This window comes from Gardnerella sp. 30-4, assembly GCF_001641215.1.
GTDB classification, from domain to species: domain Bacteria; phylum Actinomycetota; class Actinomycetes; order Actinomycetales; family Bifidobacteriaceae; genus Bifidobacterium; species Bifidobacterium leopoldii.
Map to the genome: position 1 here is coordinate 1545 of NZ_LXJL01000047.1, position 1644 is coordinate 3188.

Genomic DNA, 1644 nt, shown 5'->3' on the forward strand with positions numbered 1-1644 from the left:
ATCCTTTCAACTACACCGCACCGTTCGCACTCAGCATACACATTCCCATCCTTAATCGGAATAAACATTCCATGATCTTTCTCATTTCCCATGACGCTAACATCTTCGAAATCATCAAATTTTACATAGAGCATATACGGCTTCCTCCTTTATCGGTATGTCTATATACGCTCTAATTCCAACTTATATCAAGTTTTATTGCTTCTTTTTTGATCTATATGTCTGCTACTTCGCAATAGCTTTCCCATTAAGACAGTGCACCACGTAATGCGCAAAACCATCGTTTTTACAATTTACCTTCTTCTTATCTGAAACCTCGGTGACACCATTCTCACAATCTACTTCAAGGCTTGCATCCTTGGTGATTGTTCCTTCTAAAATACTCATGCCATTTAACGTATCAAGCGTACAAACATGAGTTACTTCTACGTTTGTTGCTGAAGCCAACCCATTATAACATTTAAGAAAGACATCATCCGCCTTCAAATTAACAACTTCTACCTTGCCATTGTTCACTTCTACATAAAGCTTACCAATCTCAATATCCGTGATGAGCACTTGATTAGAATCAGATTCAACCTCACAAACTTCCACATCATGTGGCAAACTCACAACAATTTCAGGCATACCCTGAGTAAGCCACCTCACCCAATTCGAAGCTGAGACTTTTTTAGTTTGAATAAGCCTTATAACATTTTGCGCTTCCTCAACCCTCAATATATCTTGTTCACAGTTAACAAAGCTCACACCAAAGGTATCAGCACGTTTCACCGTTAAACGAACATCTTTCGTCTCTGCGATAAACTTCTTATTATCCATTCCTTAAGCACCTCCTCGTGCACATACTAATAATCAGGTTTCANCCATCGTTTTTACAATTTACCTTCTTCTTATCTGAAACCTCGGTGACACCATTCTCACAATCTACTTCAAGGCTTGCATCCTTGGTGATTGTTCCTTCTAAAATACTCATGCCATTTAACGTATCAAGCGTACAAACATGAGTTACTTCTACGTTTGTTGCTGAAGCCAACCCATTATAACATTTAAGAAAGACATCATCCGCCTTCAAATTAACAACTTCTACCTTGCCATTGTTCACTTCTACATAAAGCTTACCAATCTCAATATCCGTGATGAGCACTTGATTAGAATCAGATTCAACCTCACAAACTTCCACATCATGTGGCAAACTCACAACAATTTCAGGCATACCCTGAGTAAGCCACCTCACCCAATTCGAAGCTGAGACTTTTTTAGTTTGAATAAGCCTTATAACATTTTGCGCTTCCTCAACCCTCAATATATCTTGTTCACAGTTAACAAAGCTCACACCAAAGGTATCAGCACGTTTCACCGTTAAACGAACATCTTTCGTCTCTGCGATAAACTTCTTATTATCCATTCCTTAAGCACCTCCTCGTGCACATACTAATAATCAGGTTTCATTTTACCTTTTGAGCTATATTTTCCCACTTCACAGGGTGGGTGCAAAGTGTGTGCACCTTTTAACGTTAACATCCTGTGCACTCAACCCTAGAGCGTCGACATCTTCCCTCAAACAGCCAAACTGCACTCAAAAATCACGAGAACCCAGCTTAAAGCCGCCGCACATTAAACCTTTTAACGATAGCCCTCGCTAAG

The 1644-nt window shown here is 39.6% G+C and carries 2 protein-coding genes; both read right to left on the bottom strand.

Annotated elements, in window-relative coordinates; translation table 11 throughout:
- Positions 1 to 225: 225 nt before the first annotated feature.
- Positions 226 to 819 (bottom strand): DUF4097 family beta strand repeat-containing protein, encoded by a 594-nt coding sequence (locus tag A5294_RS03635; RefSeq protein ID WP_064340477.1) that lies wholly within the window; start codon positions 817 to 819, stop codon positions 226 to 228.
- A 40-nt stretch (positions 820 to 859) separates the two neighbouring features.
- On the bottom strand, positions 860 to 1405 hold the full coding sequence (locus A5294_RS03640; RefSeq protein WP_064340478.1) for a DUF4097 family beta strand repeat-containing protein: 546 nt from the start codon (positions 1403 to 1405) through the stop codon (positions 860 to 862).
- Between the last annotated feature and the right edge of the window lie 239 nt (positions 1406 to 1644).